Genomic DNA, 18,867 nt, shown 5'->3' on the forward strand with positions numbered 1-18,867 from the left:
ATGCGGCTACATGCTGTTTGGTGCTGGCAAACCTAGTATTTCAAACGCATCCTGCATCGTTTGCTTATAACGCTCCGTGAGCCATAGGCGCAGGCTCCTCGCCTCCCCCTCTGACTTTAGAATCGGGCAAGTGGCATAGAAATGATTGAATAAAGCAGAGAGCTCATATACGTAGTTGCACAAATGGTTTGGCGCGAGCTCCATGACAGATGTTTGCAGCGTTTCCGGCCAATAGGCTAGCTGTTTAAGCAGACTGCGTTCCTGTAATCCAAGCTCGCCGGATGCCAAAGTATCGCTAGGGACTGGGATACCCGAAACACCCGATTTCTTCAATATGCTGCTTGCGCGCGCATAGGAATACATTAAATAAACGCCTGTATTCCCGGTTACCTCAGTCGCTTGTTCAAGATCAAATACGACCTCCGTCTGTAAGTGGAAACGCAGCAAATAGTAGCGGATCGACGCTGCTGCAATCGCGATGCTCGATAATCCGGCCTTGCGTGATCGGTTCGAATCGATGATTTGTTCCATATGTGCCAAGAAATCCGCGATTTTGACGCCGATTCCTTGCCTGCCCGACATCGCATAAGCTTGCTTCCCGTCCGAGGTATCAATGCCTAGACCTCTTGCCGTTTGAGGACTTAATGATACAACGCCATAGCTGACATGTCTAAGCTGCTCTGCCTGCTTCTGGTAGCCTAAAGCAAGCAGCGCTTGCTTGACCATCGCTTGCGGATATTCCTGCCTCTGATCGATGACATTAATGACCATATCGGCGCGGCCTATTTTTTTCTTCACTCCGCTGGCGTGGGTGGACCAAAGGCGATCGGAGAACTTTTTGTAGCGAAAATCGTTATCGAGCAAGCCAAACTTCCATAGGTGATAGGCAATGTCCTTAGCTGTGTAGGTCAAAATGCCATTCGAGCGTACGAGCACCTTTTCCGCATGGAATTCTGTTTGCTCCTTGATATCGCCTTCTTGCTCCGGCTGTTTAAGCACCCAGCAGCCCGCTAGCTTCCCGTCCTTCTCCTGACGGAAGATGTCTGTGTGCTTCAGCAGCTCAAACGTTCGCTCCCAGAAGCCTTCACGCACGATGCTGCTCTCCCAAACGAGAACATCATAGGAGATGCCGAACTTCTTCATTTCCTCCACATGCTCGCGTACGATTCGTTCGGCAATGAGCAAGCCCATCCATGCTACATTGGAGCGCCCCTCCTCTAATTGAGCAAGCACCTTTGTACGCTCCTCGAGCAATGCAGGCTGCTCTTTGTACGCCTTATTGATCTTGGAATATGTCTCCCAGCAAAAATCTCCAAAGCGCTCATAAGGCTGCTCGGTCGTCGTCTGCAAAACGCCAACCACCGTATCAGCCAGCTGATTGCCTAGATCATCAATATAGTTATGCACCTCTACTTGATGTCCTGACCGTTTGAGCATTCTCGCCAACGTATCGCCGATGCAGGAATTGCGCAAATGTCCGATATGAGCTGATTTATTCGGATTGATTGACGTATGCTCGATCAGCACTTTGTTTCTCGCTTCTTTGATCCGTGCTGCCGGCTGGTCTGAAGCTTGAGCCCACCAGGACCAATTAACATAAAAGTTGAGAAAGCCTGGCGGAGCAACCTCGATACAAGCGATTGATGAGGACAAGCTCGGCTCGAACAGCAGCTGCTCCTTGAATTCACCCGCAATCTGGGAAGGAGCGCGCTTCATTAGCTTTGCAAGCTGCATCGCAATATTGCTGCTGTATTCGCCATGCTCCAGATTAACGGGATGCTCCACCGCTATCCTCAGATTTACAGGCCGCTGCAGCCCGGCCTCCGATAACATTCGCTGCATAATAACCTCAATCGCCGCAATGATTTGTTCATTAATCATTCCCATTCCTCCATTCGCATAAAAAATACAAAAAGGCCCCCGTCTCTAAAATAAGAGACGAGAGCCGTAAAGATCCCGTGGTACCACTCTAAGTGCCAAGCCTGCAAGCTGCTTGACCCCTCGTTTTCGTAACGGTCCATGACCGGATTTGCCTACTGCTGTTTACTTCGGTTCGGCAAACCATTTCCTGGGTCCGCTTCATCTAAGACATCCGTACCGGCTTCCACTGACCCGGCTCGCTGCAACTATCCGTCATAGATTACTGTCCCATTCACTAATGTTGTGATTTCCAATTGATTGCTTAGAAATATTTATACAGGATCGTCTTTGCTATGTCAAGCTGGAATAACTACTGACATGGCTATAGCTGCTGGTTATCAAAAAAGTGAAGCACCCATTACCAGCAATCTTGCTCATTTAGAACAAATCGGTCATTATCGATTGTCAGCTCAGCTCTTCCGGTTAACGATTCCGTATATCCACAAGCGATATTTTCTCTCGTAATCCCTCTAGAATCCGTGTATTTTAAGTAGACAGCGCCTTCGCCCGTTAATTGCATCTGCGGTTTAATTCGAACGCTGTCGCCAGCTTTTATTGTCTTCGTATACTTATGCTCCGACGAGCCTGAGACCATTCCCATCTCAACCGAAACGATGTCATAGTCAGAATCGTTATTCAACGTGACGGCAAAAGGCATGAACATGTTAAAATTGTTCGTATTCGTTCTAAGCCAATTAAAGACAAAAATAATTAGCAATAAAGCCATAACAGACAATAAGATGTACCCGTTTCTCGTTTTCATTTTTTGTTCCTGCTCCCAGATCTGTTAGTCATTCTCTAAAAGAAAGAATATAATGGAATTTTTCTTTCACATAAATAAGACGCTCCATTCGTAAAAAATGTTACATGTCCGCAAAAAAAAGCCTCCGCCGAATGACGGAAGCCTTTGTATTTCATGCTTGAAAATCAAGGACTGCTATTGTTCAGTCAAAATGATCGGACCATCATCGGTGATCGCCAGCGTATGCTCATATTGAGCCGACAGACCGCCATCGACCGTTCTTGCCGTCCATCCGTCTGCATCAATTTTACTGTGGTATTTTCCCGTATTCAACATGGGCTCAATGGTCAGCACCATGCCCGCCTTTAAGCGCGTGCCTCTATGCGGAGGTCCATAATGGGGCACTTGAGGCTCTTCATGCATATCCTGGCCGATGCCATGACCAATAAAGTCTCGGACGACCGAGAACCCTTGCGCTTCAGCATAGACTTGAATTGCATGCGATATGTCACCGATCCGGTTTCCAACTACAGCCTGTTCAATGCCTTTATAGAGCGACTCCTTGGTGACATCGAGCAGCCTTTGCGCCTCTGCCGACACATTCCCAACCGTATAGGACCAAGCCGAATCGGCGAGCCATCCATCCAATTTAACAACCATATCAACCGTTACGATATCGCCTTCCACCAGTACGGTTTGACTAGGAAAGCCATGGCAAATGACATCGTTAATTGAAGCGCAAGTCGCGAACGGATATCCATTATACCCTTTTTGCTCCGGCGTCGCGCCATGCTTTTCCAAAAAAGCTTCAACAAATTGATCGATTTCTAAAGTGGTAATGCCAGCACGGATGAAAGAGCGCAGCTCCCGGTGGCAGGCTGCCAATACTTCACCCGCTTTTTTCATTTTCATCATTTCTTCCTGCGTCTTGACAACAATCATTTCAATCACCTAATCCTTCACTTCAATTACGCCGCAGCCTGAAGTTTTCTCTAAAATGTATAATCGGTTTTAAAATAAGAATACCCCAGCTTGCGCTCCAAGTTAGCTCCTGAAGTATGTATGCTTCAGTATATGTTCGAATGGTTTATTCGTTAACGGAATAGAACCAGCTTAGCGGAAACGTTAAGGATTCTTGATCAGTTCTTTCTTCCAAAAATCGATCACCGTATGATCTTCCAATTCCATTGACGACCATGAGACCTTATATTTAAATCCATGCTTTTCCATCATTGTTATTGTGTTCTGCACTTCTTCATTGCTCACTCTCAGCTCCATTGACAACGAATTTTTTAATATCGACATCAACTCGCTAATTTCTTCAGCTGTATGCTCTTGAAGAATCATTCTCATTCATCCTTTCTATTTTGTGTTTCAACCTGTGGCTAAGCATGATATGAAAAGAATAGCAATCTGTTATTTTTCACAGCAGCTATCCAGATAATCAGATATGATTTTGCCCGTTGAGCTGAGCAACTATTCCACAACCTAGCATACAAACAAAAAAAGTCCTTGGGAGGACTTTTTTTGAAGAAACAGCTTTATCAAAAATGGATCCATTATTCGCCCAGCGCTACCTCGCCTGGCCATTGCAGCATGCCGCCTGTTACGTTTACTACTTTATAGCCTTGTGCGTGCAAGAAGTCGCAGGCTTTGCCGCTGCGGCCGCCGCTCCGGCAAATCAGAACGATTTCTTGCTCGCCCTGCTGAAGCTCATTCAACCGCTCCTGAAGCTCCGATAAAGGAATGCTGCGTGCTTCTTTAATATGGCCAGCTTGCCATTCATCCGGTTCGCGGACATCAACGAGATTTAAGGTTTTGCCTGCCTTTAGCTGGTCATCCAGCTCAGCTGCCGTCATTTCCGGATACATATTATTCATCCCTTCAAGCCATGCTTAATATTTATTTGTCTATAAGCATTGTATCGCGAAGGCAAGTTCATGTCCATCTTGGCACACGTTCACTGCTTATAGAATATAGCAAACCAGCCTTTCTTGCAGATGATAAAGACTGTTCACAGCCCCTCTCAACACGCATCAAACAGCACTTCATATGTTATAATTACATACATGCAAATTCATTTAAGAACGGAAGGCGATGGTCATTATTTCTCTTTCATTTCAATTATGCAGGAAAGCTCAGCAGCACACAGCAAGATGGTCGGGCGGTACGACAACGGAGGTTGCCATATACCCTCAAGATGCAGATTATTCGAAGCGGAATTTTGGATGGAGAATTAGTACGGCAACAGTCGAAGTCGAGCAATCCACCTTCACCCCCCTTCCCGGCATTTGGCGACTAACGATGGTCACAGCGGGAGAAATGACTCTTCAGCATGAAGGGCATCATCAGACTGTATTGAAGCCCTATGAACAGGATAGCTACAGCGGAGAGTGGACAACCCAAAGCTTTGGGAAAGTAGAAGATTTCAATCTGATGCTGACTGAAGGCTACAAAGGCGAGCTTCAAGCGCTGCACATGGATGAATCTGCTCAAACGGTCATTCTTGGCCCCTATTTATCTACTAACGATTTCAACCAAGTGTTCGAAGCGATTTATTGCGCTAACGGCGCCATTACTTTCCGTATAGATGGCGGTATATCTGAACAGCTTCAGTCAGGCGATATGCTGCTTATTTCAAATATCGATCCAAAGCGGCAGATTCAAGCTCATTTCACAAACGAAGCTGAAAAAAATACCGCTATTATAAAAGCGACTATATTTGCTTCATCAATAGCCAGCGTCATATAAAGAAAAACCCTTCTGATCCTTTACTTGGGATCGGAAGGGTTTTTGGCAGTTAAACGGTTGACCATTTATCAAATAATGAATCCACACGATGAACGATGTTTCGTTCGGGAACGGTAGTAAGCTTCCCATTATCTACGATCAATTTGCCGCCCACGACGACATAGGAAATAGCACCCGGCTGCATCGCATAAACCATATTCGCAAATAGCTCGTTCTTCGGTGCAAGCGACAAGTCATCGATATCCAAGGCCACAAAATCAGCGTAAGCGCCTTGTTCCAACACGCCGATCGGCATGCGCAAAATCTCGCCGGCGCGCTTCGTTCCCATCTCGTATACTTGGCCCGCAGTAATGCAGGTTCCATCCAGCCTTGTCACCTTTTGCAGCATGGAGCACATCCGCATCTCTTCAAATACGCTGATTCGGTTGTTGCTACATGCGCCGTCAGTTCCCAGCGTTATTTTCACGCCTGATTTCAGCAAATCGGGAATGCGAGTAACGCCGTCGGCAAGAAACATATTGCTTGACGGACAGTAGGCGAGGGAACAGCTGCGTTTGCCGAGGAGCTCGATCTCGGAATCATCCAGCCAGACGAGATGGATGGCGATCATTCTCTCATCCAGCACGCCGAGCGAATCCAAATAATGAACCGGACGCAAGCCGTAATCCCGCAGCGTTTCCTCAACCTCAAACATCTCTTCCGCTACATGAATATGAAACGGAGTGTCCAGCTCCTGCGCGAGCCTGTGCCCTGCCTTAATCATCTCCGGTGAAGCCGCATGAGGGCTGTGAGGCGCAGGATGCACCGTTACCATCCGATTGCCTTGATATTTGATGGCAAGGTCGCGGGTGCGCTTGACCGCATCATCGACCGTCTCCCGATAAGAGATTGGCGCACCGGTCCAATCGTACATCGTACGGGCAAAGACGAGCCGAATGCCAAGGTCGTTAGCTGCACGAATAACTGCCTCATCATGTGCCGTTCCACCGTTGTGGACATAGAAGAAATCACTCACTGTGGTTACGCCATAACGCAGCATTTCCCCGAAGGCAAGCAGCGCCCCGGTATAGATAGCCTCTTCATCCAGAAGCGGCGTATATTTATAGAGGGCCTCGTCTCTCCAATCGAGAAAAGGCCGGTCAATGGCGATACCACGCAGCAAGCTTTGGAAGGAGTGGTTATGCGAATTGACCGTACCTGGGACGATGGCTTTGCCGGACCACAAAATCCTTTCAGCAGCCGGATAACGCGAGCTCAGCCGGTCTTCGGGACCGATCTCCTTGATGATGCCATCTTCCACTAGGATGGCTTGCTTCGGCTCAAAAGCATCCTGCGTATATACATAATCTGCAATAAATAATTGCTGCATGTTCATCCCCCTACTCCTCTAATCTTTTATCCAAGGACAAAATGGCGTGAAGCAAAACATTAGCGACTTTCTCGATATCCGTCATGAGGCTCTCTTCCTCCGGACAATGGCTCTTCCCGTCAATGCTCGGGACAAACAGCATCCCTGCCCGGGTCAAAGCCGACATATGCACCGCATCATGTCCTGCCATGCTGCCTAAGTAGAGCGTTTCGAGCGCTAATGCTTCGGACTGCTCCTTGCAAACATCAATAACCGTTTGATCCATCGTTGCTGGCGCTTGATCGAGTACAACCCGCCGCTCAACCTTGCCTATTCTTCTGCGTACAATTTCTTCGACTGCAACGTTCCATGACGAAATAACCTGCTGAATTTCCTCGGTGGATTTCCCTCGAGCTTCCAAATTAAACACGACTTTCTCAGGAATGATATTCGCCGCATTCGGATAATTGACGATTCGTCCAATCGTTCCAACGACTTCATCGGCTGGATGATTGCGGCATACGGCTTCGAAAGCGAGCATCAGCTCCGAGGCCAGCATTAAGGCGTCTTTCCGATCATTCATCAAGGTTGTTCCGGCATGATTCGCTTGACCGTGAACGATAACCTCTTCACGATAAATGCCTGTGATCGCCGTTACGATGCCGACAGGGATATTTCGCTCAAGAAGACGCTTGCCCTGTTCGATATGCACCTCAAGAAAGGCAGCAAGCTCATTCGGCTCTCGCTTCGCAGATTCGAATTGCTCCGAGTTCCCTCCCGCTTTATTTAATGCTTCTATAATCGAGAGGCCTTTATCGTCATAAATGCCATCGAGGTCTGGCCGCTTTAATTTCCCCGCTACCGTCCGGCTTCCGAACGTTGACAAGCCGAACGGGTTCGGTTCCTCCGCGCTGAAAGAAATGAGCTCCAGCGGATGGCGCGTTTGAACGCCCTCTTCCTTCAATACACGCATAACTTCTAGTGCCATTAAGACGCCAAGCGCCCCATCGTATTTGCCGCCATTCGGTACAGTATCGATATGCGATCCAAAAGCAATGACAGGCAAATTCGGCTCGCTGCCCGGCCGTCTTGCCCAAATATTCGCAGCGGCATCAAGCCTCACCTCAAGGCCAAGCTCCTGAAGCTCTTTAATCAGCCAGCTCCGCGCCTGAAGCTCCGCGGGTGTAAACGTCGTTCGATCCAAGCCTCCGCGTACGTTTTGTCCGATTTCCCCTAATTCGTGAATTTGCTTCTCCAAACGATCAGGCTGAATTCGTAAATTTTTCATAAATTGCCGTTCTCCTTCGCGAATGCTAGTCCTATCGGCCGTGTTGTTTTCAACCTACAACAACTCTGCCATTTTTAATAACCGTGTCGACTAGATTGACTCCAAAGTTGTATTGAATAAACAAATAGTTCGGCGCGTCAAAAAGTACGAGATCAGCTTTCTTACCTGCCTCGATGCTGCCAATCTCATCAGCACGGCCAATCGCATGTGCTGCGTTAATGGTACATGCCGACAAAACCTCAGCAGGCGTCATCTTCATATTCAAGCAAGCGAAATTCATAATAAGCGGAAGCGATTCTGTTGGACATGAACCGGGATTCCGATCTGTGGAGAGCGCAACCGGGACACCAGCTTCGATCAATTTCCGCGCTTCAGCGGGCTCCTCCATCAGAAAAAATGCAGTGCCCGGCAGCAGAACGGCAATGACGCCAGCTTCCGCCATTTTTGCAATGCCTTCATCCGACGCCTTAAGCAAATGATCCGCTGAAATCGCGCCGACTTTCGCGGCAAGCTCCGCACCGCCAAAGGTTACGATCTCATCGGCATGGATTTTTGGAATAAGACCATACTTCTTCCCAGCCTCTAATATGCGTTCCGACTGCTCGACTGTAAACACGCCCTGCTCGCAGAAAACATCGCAAAAGACGGCTAAGTTTTCCTCTGCTACAGCAGGCAGCATCTCCTCAATAACGATCCTTACATATTCCTCTGGATCGCTCTTATACTCAAGGGGGACTGCATGAGCCCCCATAAACGTAGAAACGATATCAATTTCATGCGATTCATTCAACTTGCGCGCTACCCGAAGCTGCTTCAGCTCATCGGCAGTCGTTAAGCCGTAGCCGCTCTTCGCTTCCAGCGTCGTTACGCCGTATTGGAGAAAACGGTCAAGCCTTTTTCTAGACTCTTCATACAACTGCTCCTCCGAGGCTTGACGCGTTTGCGTTGTGGAATACAGGATGCCACCGCCCGCTTCCAAAATTTCAATATAAGTGGCACCCTGCAGCCGCATTTCCAGCTCCTTCTCGCGGCTTCCCGCGAAGACGAGATGGGTATGGGAATCAATGAGTCCCGGCGTAACCAGCTTGCCGGATGCATCAATAACGAGCGGCTCCTGCGTGAGGTTATCTACATAGGCCTGTGCTTCCTCATCGGAACCAACAAATACGATCTGATCCCTTTCGATTACGATACCGCCATGCTCAATCAAGCCCAAGTCTTCCATTTGCTTGCCGGATTTAGGACTTGCGCTCGCTCCGCTGACCGTAACGATTTGATTCGCGTTTTTGATATAAACGATTGGATTCATAATCGATCCCGCCTTATGTCAGCATTGGCATTTGCACGCCTTTGTTCTTCGCCGTTGATATCGCCAGCTCATAGCCCGCATCCGCATGGCGGACAACGCCCATGCCAGGGTCGCTCGTCAATACGCGTTCAAGCCGTCTCGCCGCATCCTCAGTACCGTCAGCCACCACAACCATACCTGCGTGAAGGGAATAGCCCATTCCAACACCGCCGCCATGATGAACCGATACCCAGCTTGCTCCTGCTGCTGTATTCACCAATGCATTCAAAATCGGCCAATCGGCAACAGCATCGCTTCCATCCTTCATCGCTTCCGTTTCCCGGTTAGGAGATGCGACCGAGCCAGCGTCAAGATGATCGCGACCGATTACAATCGGAGCTGACAGCTCGCCTGAAGCGACCATATCATTGATTATTTTTCCGAATCTTGCTCTCTCGCCATATCCCAGCCAGCAAATACGTGCAGGCAGACCTTGGAATTCAATACGTTCTCTAGCCATTTTGATCCATTTGCATAAATGCTCGTTATAAGCAAATTCCTTCAAAATAACTTCATCCGTTTTGTAAATATCCTCCGGATCGCCTGATAAGGCAACCCAGCGGAATGGGCCTTTCCCTTCGCAAAATTGCGGGCGAATATAAGCCGGCACGAACCCGGGAAAATCAAAAGCATTGGCAACGCCTTCGTCAAACGCAACCTGACGAATGTTATTTCCATAATCAAATACAACAGAACCCAGCTTCTGCAAAGCCAGCATCGCTTCTACATGAATCGCCATGCTTGCTTTGGAACGCTTCACATAGGCCTTCGGATCCTGCTCGCGCAGCACCTCGCCCTCTTGCATCGACATGCCAATCGGCAAATAGCCGTTCAAAGGATCATGGGCAGACGTTTGATCCGTCAAGACGTCAGGAATGAAACCGCGGCCGATCATTTGCGGCAATAGTTCTGCTGCATTGCCGACAAGGCCAATGGACAGCGCTCGCCCTTCGGACTTGGCTTCCTCAGCTAATGTGATCGCTTCATCCAATGACTCGACGCAAGTATCTAAATAACGAGTCTCAATCCGTTTCTCGATTCTCGTACGATCAACATCAATACCGATCACGACCCCATCATTCATCGTGACAGCCAGCGGCTGAGCCCCGCCCATACCGCCCATGCCTGCCGTAACGGTAATCGTTCCTTTCAAGCTGCCGCCAAAATGCTGCCTTGCGCATTCGGCAAACGATTCATAAGTTCCTTGAACGATCCCTTGGCTGCCAATATAGATCCAGCTGCCTGCCGTCATTTGGCCATACATCATCAGCCCTTTTTGATCCAGCTCGTGGAACTTATCCCAATTCGCCCAAGCGGGTACGATATTGGAATTCGCGAGCAGCACTCTTGGCGAATCCTTGTGCGTGCGGAATACCGCTACCGGCTTTCCAGATTGCACAAGCAGAGTTTGATCATCCTCAAGCTCCTTCAGCGTAGCGACAATGCTGTCGAAGGCTTCCCAGTTCCGCGCGGCTTTACCTATTCCGCCGTATACGACAAGCTTTTGCGGATGCTCTGCCACTTCCGGGTCGAGATTGTTCATCAGCATGCGCAGAACAGCTTCCTGCACCCAGCCTTTTGTATTTAACTCCACTCCACGTGGAGCTTTTATAATCGAATGTTGCGATAAGCTCATCCGTAACGCCTCCATTTTGCAAAATGTATAAGTTAAAGAAGACCTACATTCTCTTCTATGATTCGAATAGATTCATCATTCTCAACAAGAGCGAACATCTTTTGCAGATCCGGGTAAAATACGCGGTCCTCCGACCATTTGGGCACATGATTGCGAATGAGCTCATAGGCGATTTCCGTTCCAGCCCCATATTTGAGCGGTTTATGAAATTCTAGCGCCTGCGCGGCAGTCAACAGCTCGATTGCGAGCACTTTGAAGGCGTTGCGAATAACTTGAACGGCTTTCAGCGCTGCTGGCGTGCCCATGCTGACATGATCCTCCTGAAACGCCGATGTAGGAATAGAGTCGACGGATATAGGATGGGACAGCACTTTATTTTCAGCAACTAACGAGGCAGCTACATACTGAGTAATCATGAAACCGCTGTTTAAACCGCCTTTTTCCACCAAAAATGCTGGCAGCTCGCTCGTATGCGGATTAACCAGCCGGTCAATTCGGCGCTCTGAGATGTTAGCAAGCTCCGCAACCGCGATTGCCGTCATATCCATCGTCAACGCCAAAGGCTCTCCATGCGCATTGCATGCCGAGATGGAAATGCCGCCATCGCCGTCGTCGAAGATGAGCGGATTGTCCGTCGCAGAGTTAAGCTCAAGCTCAGCAATTTCAACGGCATGCATGATTTTATCGCGGCATGCGCCGTGCACCTGAGGAATGGACCTTATGCTGAGCGCATCCTGAATTCTGCGGTCCTTGGACTGCTCGCTAATTTCGCTGCTCGCAATAAGCCTTCGAAGATTGTCAGCAACCTGCCATTGTCCCTGAAATGGGCGTACGCGATGAATTCGCTCATCAAACGCATAATAGGTGCCCTTTAGCGCTTCAAAGCTCATCGCACCAGCGATATCCGCCCATTTTGCAAGCTGCAAGCAGTCAAAGATCGCCAAGGCGCTAATACCGCTCATGCATACCGTTCCGTTAACTAGGCTGAGCCCTTCCTTCTCTTTCAACTCTAGCGCCCTAATTCCAGCTTCCTTCATCGCTTCCGCTCCAGTAAGCTGCCGGCCATTATAATAAGCCTCCCCCAGGCCAATCGCGACAAGCGAAATATGGGCCATATGGGTGAGATAACCTACCGAGCCCTGCGAAGGCACCCAGGGCGTTACGCCCTTATTCAACATCTGAACAAGCGTCTCAACCGTTTCCAAACGGATGCCCGAGTAGCCTTGCGAGAAATTGACGACCGCCGCAAACATAATCGCGCGCACTTGATCAGCCTTTAATGGCTCGCCTACCCCGCATGCATGACTCATGATGACGTTTTTGGAAAGCCTTGCCGCTTCGTCCGGCGTTAGTCTAACTTTGCATAGTTCACCCAGTCCCGTTGTAATACCATAAATGGGGCGCTGCTCTTCTACAAATCGTTCTACGTGGCTGCGGCATTTATTGATTTTCGCTTTAACTTCCTCGGCTAGCTCGACCTTAAGTCCTTTTCTTGCGACTGCAGCGACATCCTCAATTCGTATAGTTCTGCCGTTTATTACGATGCTGCTCAAAACAAATCACCTCCGTAGAACAAGCTTTTCCATCTGCTGCTTGAGGCTTAAACATCCGCCGTCTTTTGATATACAGGAGACAACAGATTTTGAATATGTGAAAGGGCTACTTTGCCGATAACACGATTTTCTTGCCCAACAACACCAACGACCTGCACGACTTCCGCACCTGTACGCAGTAGAATATCAAGCACCGATTTGAGGTCGCTGGACTCCGAAATCGTTGGAAGGGCAGGATTCACATGGGATGCGACGACCCGCTCCATCGCGGCGCTCACTTTAATGAGACTGATTTTACGAATCATATCGTCCCCACCCATCAAGTGCTGAACAAACTCGTTCTTAGGATGAAGGATGAGTTGGAGAGGAGCGTCGAATTGAACGACCTCTCCATCTTTCATAATAATAATTTTATCTGCTAGCCGAAGCGCCTCTTCCACATCATGCGTAACGAACATAATCGTTTTGTGCAGCTTCTTTTGAATATTAATCAATTCATCCTGCAGCTTGGTTCGCGTAATGGCGTCAATTGCTCCGAATGGTTCATCCATCAGCATAAACGGCGGGTCTGCCGCAAGTGCCCTGGCTAGCCCGATCCGCTGCTGTTGACCGCCGGATAGCTGACGCGGGTATCTTTTCCGATACAGCTTGGGATCAAGATGAACGAGCTCCAGAAGCTCGTCGGTTCTTGCGCTAATTCTAGCCTTGTCCCAACCCAGCATCTCAGGTACGACGGCAATGTTCTGTTCCACCGTCATATGGGGAAACAATCCGCTTTGCTGGATTACATAGCCTATCCGCCTTCTTAGATCATTGACGGGCACATTCTTCGTATCGATACCGTCAACCAAAATACTGCCCTCCGTTTGCTCGTAAAGTCGATTGACCATCTTTAACAGCGTCGTTTTCCCGCATCCCGAAGTACCGAGCAGTACGATAAACTCACCGCTATTTACTGTTAAGCTAACATCGTTGACAGCAGGCTTTTCCGTGCCGGGATAATACTTGATCACATGTTGAAATTCAATTCCGCTCATTTTGGTCACCTCCTCCAGCTTGCATTCCTGTTATTTAAGAAATCCATTTTCTTTAAGGAATGCTTCCGCTACATCTTCTGGCTCTTTTTTGGTTTCGCCGTCCACTTCCCAGTTCAGAGATGCCATCACTTCATCCGTCAGCAATGCATTGATCTTGTTGAGAATATCGCCAATCTCCGGGTTGTTTCTCAGCACTTCGCCGCGAACTTGCGGAATGGCATGGTATGGAGGCCAAAGCTTCTTGTCATCCTCTAGCGAAACGAGATTAAAGCCGGCAATTTGACCATCTGTTCCGAAGCCAATCGTCACATCAACTTGATTATCCGTTAACGCCTTGTATTTCAAGCCGATATCAAACAATTTGGCCGATTTGAATTCGAAGCCGCCATACGTTTGTTGCAAGCCTGGCAGCCCATCTCCCCGATCGGCAAATTCAGGAATAAGCGCAAAATTAAGCTCAGGAGCTTTGGCCGACAGATCAGAAAGTGTCTTTAAGCCAAATTTATTTGCAATATCAGCGGTAGTTACGATCACGTAGGTGTTATTGAATGGCGTTTGATCCAATGTCTCAATATCAAATTTTTCTTTGTAGCCTTTTTTAACCGCCTTATAGACTGCCTTTTCATCATTAGGTGCTGACTCTTTCAGGACGTCCTGAAGCGCCGTTCCTGTATACTCCGGGTACAAATCGATTTCACCGCTTTGAAGTGCTGTAAAAGCCACTTGCGTTCCGCCAAGGTTGAGCTTCCGCTCTATTTTATAGCCAGCTGCATCCAGCGCCTGCGCATACAGCTCTCCGAGGATGTATTGCTCCGTGAAGTTTTTTGATCCGATCTTGATCGTGGGCTTATCCGCTGATCCGCCAGCTTCATTGCTTGATTGACTACAAGCTGCCAAACTAACAGCCAAACATAATACCGTACCAGACAACATCAGCTTCTTAAACATATTTTTCATACCCCTTCACGCTCCTCTGATTATTGGCCCATTTTTGGGCTCGTTAATTTTTCAATCCGTCCAAATATCGAATCGCCTGCAATAGCAAGCAGACAAATCGGTACAGCGCCCACCAGCAGCATCGATGGCTTGGCCAACGCGATTCCATTTATGATGAAATCACCAAGACCACCGCCGCCTATAAAAGCAGCTAGCGCAGCTCCCGCTATAACCTCAACGGAGGCTGTGCGTATCCCTGTAATAACGACCGGCAAGGCGAGCGGAAACTCAATTTTCCGGATAATCCGAAGCTTATTCATTCCCATCCCTTGCGCAGCTTCAATGATGTTTTTATCGACTTCCTTAAAGGCAACCACCGTATTGATTAGAATGGTAGGGAATGCAAGAATCGTCAATGCAATTAACGAAGGCGTGAATCCGACCCCCACATAAGGCATCGTAAGCGCCAGTACGGCCAAGCTAGGAATGATCTTCCCGAGATAGAACACATTCAGTACAACCATGGACAGCTTATTCCGTTTAGATAAGTAGATCCCAAGCGGTACGCTGATGAAAATACTTATCGCCAATGCGATCATACTCAGCAAAAGATGGATTTTCAAAGCTTCCCAAAAAAGGTCCGGCTTGCTCATCAGATAATCAATAGCTTCTTTGAAAACGTTCATTTCTCAGTTGCCTCCTTTCACCTTGTGTTAAGACTCACTCTTCTTTCAATGAATCGGAACACCAAGTCTGTCGCAATAACAAGTACGAGTACCGCTACGGTGCCTGCGATGATTTTGCCGGAATGATCCTGATAAATGCCTTCAAATATCAGTTTTCCAAGCCCGCCTGCATTGATGAAAGCGGCAATCGTCGCAATGCCGATCATGGAAACTGCCGCGATGCGGATTCCCGCTACTACAACGGGCAGCGCCAGCGGAACGATGATCTTGTAAATCATCCGCCACTTGCCCATCCCCATCCCGCGAGCCGCTTCTACAATAGAAGGCTCTATCCCTTTAATCGCGACCACCATATTTCGGACCAGCGCCATTTGGGAATAGGCGATCAAAGCGATTGCCGCCGGCTTCACTCCTAGGCCAAGGAAAGGGATCAACAGCGCGAATAACGCGATGCTTGGAATCGTATAGATGATGCCAAGAACCCCCAATACGGGAGACTGCACTCTCTTAAAGCGGGAGATCACCGCAGCAATCATCGCAGCAACAAGGATAGAAATGACTAGCGAAAGAGATACGAGATAAATATGTTCGATTAACAGCCCCGTTACCTTATCAAGATGTTCAAACAGATAATTCATCCTAGTCTCTCCTCTCTAGGTCTGAACAACATAAGCCAACTAATGTTATGTTTCATGACACAAACCCCCCGTTTCCCGAACAAGCATAACCTGATGTAAGATTACTTCACGTCTTAATTATAGAATTGAAAACGCTTACAATCAATGGACAAAGTTGCTCACCACTAGCACAATCTTGCTGTGCGATATTCGGAGGGGGTGCAGCTCATTATTTTTTTAAACGTACGCGTAAAATAGTTGGAATCCTGAAAACCGACCTGACCCGCAATCTGTTTAACGGACATATCCGTCGCTTCCAAGTAATATAGCGCTTTCTCAATGCGGATTTTATTCAAAAAATCAATGACGCCTAGACCTACTTCCTTCTTAAACAAATGGGCTAAATGGTAAGTGCTCACATAGCAACATTGTGCTATGTCTTCCAGTGTCATTTTGTTCTGATGGTTCTCGATGATTCGCTTCATCGCTTTGCGTGTAATTGGGGATACGTTCAATTTATTTGCTTTTACAATTTGCTCCGCAAGCATTCTCCAATAATCACATAGCTTGTTTACAAAATTGTTATATCGGACCGTGCTGTATAAGCTTTGAATCATCTTTGCGTTTTCGGATAAAATAACCGAGACATCTCCCCCTTTTACGAGAACCATGCTCGATAAGGACATGCTAAGCTCAATGGCTGCAGATTTGAACATATCGATGTGCAGTTTATAGATTAGCGCTATTCTAGCGAGCAATATTTTCAAATAATTGATAGAGCCTTCGATATCGCCAATTCGGACACGCGCAAGCAGCTCTGTTTTTTCTTCTTGGGAAATCGCCTGCTCCGCCTGCTTGGCGATTTTTTTATCCTTTTCATAGAAATAAATAACGCGATTCCCTTGAAAAAAACGATCAACAAGCGATTCCTTCGCTTCCTCGAAAGACCGATACAGCATATAGGGGCTGTCATAATAGGAGCCGATTCCCGCGGATACAGAAAAACCCTGTTGATCAACCAACCCTTGAATTTTTTGAACGATCGATAATAAGCTCTTTTTTAATGAAGGACTTTGCGGACTATCCGATGGAAGCTCCAGCAGCACCGCTAATATCCCTTCTTCCACCCAAGCCCAAAGAAAAGGCTCTGTTATCGTCTGATAAATAGCCTTGACCAGCTGCTGTCCAATTTCCATTTTCCACGTTATCGATTTATCTATAGCAAGCTCCGGGTAACGATCCATCGAAATCACAATCGTCAAATGAGGCGTAATTTCTATGCCGAGTCTTTGCTGAACTTCTTTAAAGCTGCCTTCATGTACAATTGTTCCGGAAATGAGAAGCTGTGAGAACGCTGCCTCCGTCGTTGCCTGCATCATAAAGACTCCCTTTCTTTATAAAAGTACCGCAATTCTAACCTTATCTGCCTCGTTTCGTCAATTGTAGATTATCTCCATTACAAAAAAAAAACGATATAACTCAATCGCATAAGCACCGCTTATAACGATCGAATTATTATCGCTTTTTCCCTACTTGATTTTCTGATTATAGACGTACCGCAGTTCCGCTGACAGCTACCATAAGCATGCCCTCGCGTACCACCTCATAATCAATATCGATAGCGACGATTGCATTTGCTCCCAGCCTTGAAGCTTGGTTTTTCATCTCATCAATCGCTACGTCGCGGGCTTCTTTCAGCTTGCTCTCGTATGCGCCCGAGCGTCCTCCTACAATGTCCGTTATCGATGCAAAAAAGTCGCGTACGACATTGGCACCCATTATGGCTTCACCTGTTACGACTCCCACATAATCCTGTATGGGACGTCCTTCGATTGTTGGCGTAGTTGAAATTAGCATCGCTTAAGCTCCTCCCGCTTCATCAAGAAGCGTATCATATCGTTTTGCTTCTAATACGGAGCAGCTTTATCAGATGTTTCAATTATTTTGAATCAAGCTCCTTCATCGTTAGGTTCAATACCTGATCCGTACTCGTTTGGATCGTAATTCTGACCCGCACACCAAATTCCCGTGCATCCTTCCGAAGCCACAGCACAAAGCTCTCCTCTGCCTGCTCCTCTGACAGTTTAGTTCTGCCTACATATTTATAATCAATTATGGAAGCGTTAAGGTACGCTTTCGATGTCTCCTCCATAGCCATTTTTCCCCACTTGGCATAGGAAGGCTCTGCATGCAAGGCAGACTCCCCTGCTGTCATGACCTCAGAGTGAGAGAGGCTCAGCAGAACAAATACGGCCTTCATGACGATATGACGCAGCATTTCTTCAAGCACCTGTCTTTTTCATAGTATCCGTACTAGCGTCACCTTCTTCGTTTCGTCCTATTCACTTATGTCTCATGTTCACGCCCAATTTATAGGGATATGTGCCCTTTTTTCGATTTAGGCATATTGTAAGGTATGATAAAAAGGAGGCACACCATGATACCTAATCAGCCTTATGTGCAACAAACGGCTGGAATGCCGGATTATTACCAGCACATGCAAATGAATTCCCTTCAACCCGAAATAAATAAACCTCTCGAGAGTGAGATGACTCAAAAATCCCATTGCCATTGCTGTGTAGATCTAAGCCACATGCATGATTTCCATCATATGTACGATCAACACCACATGCACGGCTACTATCCAATGCACGATTTCCATCATATGCATGATTATCATGATATGCACGATTTCCATCATATGCATGATTATCATGATATGCACGATTTCCATCATATGCATGATTATCACGATATGCATGACTATCATCCTATGCATGATTATCATCCGATGCATGACTTCCATCCTGCGATGCATGATTCAATGGATCACCATCATCCTCATGAAGGCTGGGAATACACCTCAATCGATTATCATCACGAATGGTTTCATCCATGGGTTCACCCGCACCATGCGCTTCATGCGCATCATGCGTGTTATCCCGTCGTATGTTACTCGACTGAGAAAGAGAAAGAGAAAGACCAGCCAAGATAGGTGCTCAGTC

At 47.6% G+C, this 18,867-nt stretch carries 19 protein-coding genes and 1 other annotated feature; of the genes, 2 read left to right on the plus strand and 17 right to left on the minus strand.

All coding sequences use genetic code 11. From position 1 onward, the window contains the following. Window positions 1-6 precede the first annotated feature (6 nt). The 5 genes from AC1TPC_RS03245 to AC1TPC_RS03265 all read right to left on the minus strand — a co-directional run bounded on the left by AC1TPC_RS03245 (window position 7) and on the right by AC1TPC_RS03265 (window position 4,542). Window positions 7-1,881: an arginine--tRNA ligase gene (locus AC1TPC_RS03245; RefSeq protein ID WP_482065438.1), complete on the minus strand. Its 1,875-nt coding sequence runs from the start codon at window positions 1,879-1,881 to the stop codon at window positions 7-9. 50 nt (window positions 1,882-1,931) lie between these two features. Further along, window positions 1,932-2,165: a binding site (T-box leader), on the minus strand. Window positions 2,166-2,278: 113 nt separating this feature from the next. Then, window positions 2,279-2,683, minus strand: a complete 405-nt coding sequence (locus AC1TPC_RS03250) for a hypothetical protein (protein WP_482065439.1) — start codon at window positions 2,681-2,683, stop codon at window positions 2,279-2,281. 174 nt (window positions 2,684-2,857) lie between these two features. Continuing rightward, window positions 2,858-3,604: a type I methionyl aminopeptidase gene (gene map / locus AC1TPC_RS03255; protein WP_482065656.1), complete on the minus strand. Its 747-nt coding sequence runs from the start codon at window positions 3,602-3,604 to the stop codon at window positions 2,858-2,860. Between the two features lie 183 nt (window positions 3,605-3,787). Continuing rightward, window positions 3,788-4,009, minus strand: coding sequence for a hypothetical protein (locus AC1TPC_RS03260; RefSeq protein WP_482065440.1), 222 nt, complete (start codon window positions 4,007-4,009; stop codon window positions 3,788-3,790). A 212-nt stretch (window positions 4,010-4,221) separates the two neighbouring features. After that, entirely contained in the window at window positions 4,222-4,542 is a 321-nt protein-coding gene (locus tag AC1TPC_RS03265; RefSeq protein ID WP_482065441.1) for a rhodanese-like domain-containing protein, read from the minus strand. A gap of 217 nt (window positions 4,543-4,759) precedes the next feature. Between AC1TPC_RS03265 and AC1TPC_RS03270 the strand changes: the two genes are divergently transcribed. Then, window positions 4,760-5,413 (plus strand): HutD/Ves family protein, encoded by a 654-nt coding sequence (locus tag AC1TPC_RS03270; RefSeq protein ID WP_482065442.1) that lies wholly within the window; start codon window positions 4,760-4,762, stop codon window positions 5,411-5,413. A 49-nt stretch (window positions 5,414-5,462) separates the two neighbouring features. On the opposite strand, the gene AC1TPC_RS03275 is transcribed toward AC1TPC_RS03270, so the two are convergent. The 12 genes from AC1TPC_RS03275 to AC1TPC_RS03330 all read right to left on the minus strand — a co-directional run bounded on the left by AC1TPC_RS03275 (window position 5,463) and on the right by AC1TPC_RS03330 (window position 18,140). Then, entirely contained in the window at window positions 5,463-6,782 is a 1,320-nt protein-coding gene (locus AC1TPC_RS03275) for an amidohydrolase family protein (RefSeq protein WP_482065443.1), read from the minus strand. A 10-nt stretch (window positions 6,783-6,792) separates the two neighbouring features. Then, window positions 6,793-8,049, minus strand: coding sequence for an allantoate amidohydrolase (locus AC1TPC_RS03280; RefSeq protein WP_482065444.1), 1,257 nt, complete (start codon window positions 8,047-8,049; stop codon window positions 6,793-6,795). 49 nt (window positions 8,050-8,098) lie between these two features. Then, window positions 8,099-9,358, minus strand: coding sequence for an imidazolonepropionase (gene hutI / locus AC1TPC_RS03285; protein WP_482065445.1), 1,260 nt, complete (start codon window positions 9,356-9,358; stop codon window positions 8,099-8,101). A gap of 13 nt (window positions 9,359-9,371) precedes the next feature. Continuing rightward, window positions 9,372-11,033: a urocanate hydratase gene (hutU, locus tag AC1TPC_RS03290; protein WP_482065446.1), complete on the minus strand. Its 1,662-nt coding sequence runs from the start codon at window positions 11,031-11,033 to the stop codon at window positions 9,372-9,374. 32 nt (window positions 11,034-11,065) lie between these two features. After that, on the minus strand, window positions 11,066-12,586 hold the full coding sequence (hutH, locus tag AC1TPC_RS03295; RefSeq protein ID WP_482065447.1) for a histidine ammonia-lyase: 1,521 nt from the start codon (window positions 12,584-12,586) through the stop codon (window positions 11,066-11,068). Between the two features lie 47 nt (window positions 12,587-12,633). Beyond that, complete coding sequence (locus AC1TPC_RS03300) at window positions 12,634-13,623, minus strand: ABC transporter ATP-binding protein (protein WP_482065448.1); 990 nt, start codon at window positions 13,621-13,623, stop codon at window positions 12,634-12,636. A 30-nt stretch (window positions 13,624-13,653) separates the two neighbouring features. After that, complete coding sequence (locus tag AC1TPC_RS03305) at window positions 13,654-14,580, minus strand: ABC transporter substrate-binding protein (RefSeq protein ID WP_482065449.1); 927 nt, start codon at window positions 14,578-14,580, stop codon at window positions 13,654-13,656. A gap of 20 nt (window positions 14,581-14,600) precedes the next feature. After that, window positions 14,601-15,245, minus strand: coding sequence for an ABC transporter permease (locus AC1TPC_RS03310; RefSeq protein WP_482065450.1), 645 nt, complete (start codon window positions 15,243-15,245; stop codon window positions 14,601-14,603). Window positions 15,246-15,262: 17 nt separating this feature from the next. Then, complete coding sequence (locus AC1TPC_RS03315; protein ID WP_482065451.1) at window positions 15,263-15,883, minus strand: ABC transporter permease; 621 nt, start codon at window positions 15,881-15,883, stop codon at window positions 15,263-15,265. 164 nt (window positions 15,884-16,047) lie between these two features. Next, window positions 16,048-17,241 (minus strand): AraC family transcriptional regulator, encoded by a 1,194-nt coding sequence (locus AC1TPC_RS03320; protein WP_482065452.1) that lies wholly within the window; start codon window positions 17,239-17,241, stop codon window positions 16,048-16,050. A 166-nt stretch (window positions 17,242-17,407) separates the two neighbouring features. Then, complete coding sequence (locus AC1TPC_RS03325) at window positions 17,408-17,719, minus strand: YbjQ family protein (RefSeq protein ID WP_482065453.1); 312 nt, start codon at window positions 17,717-17,719, stop codon at window positions 17,408-17,410. An 82-nt stretch (window positions 17,720-17,801) separates the two neighbouring features. Next, a complete protein-coding gene (locus AC1TPC_RS03330; RefSeq protein WP_482065454.1) occupies window positions 17,802-18,140 on the minus strand; it encodes a DUF3889 domain-containing protein in 339 nt (112 codons plus the stop codon). Window positions 18,141-18,299: 159 nt separating this feature from the next. On the opposite strand from AC1TPC_RS03330, the gene AC1TPC_RS03335 reads away from it, so the two are divergent. Next, window positions 18,300-18,857 carry a hypothetical protein gene (locus AC1TPC_RS03335; protein ID WP_482065455.1) on the plus strand — a complete coding sequence of 186 codons (558 nt, stop codon included), beginning with the start codon at window positions 18,300-18,302 and terminating at the stop codon, window positions 18,855-18,857. The last annotated feature ends 10 nt before the right edge of the window (window positions 18,858-18,867 follow it).

The sequence above is a fragment of the Paenibacillus sp. Y280 genome, assembly GCF_056786335.1.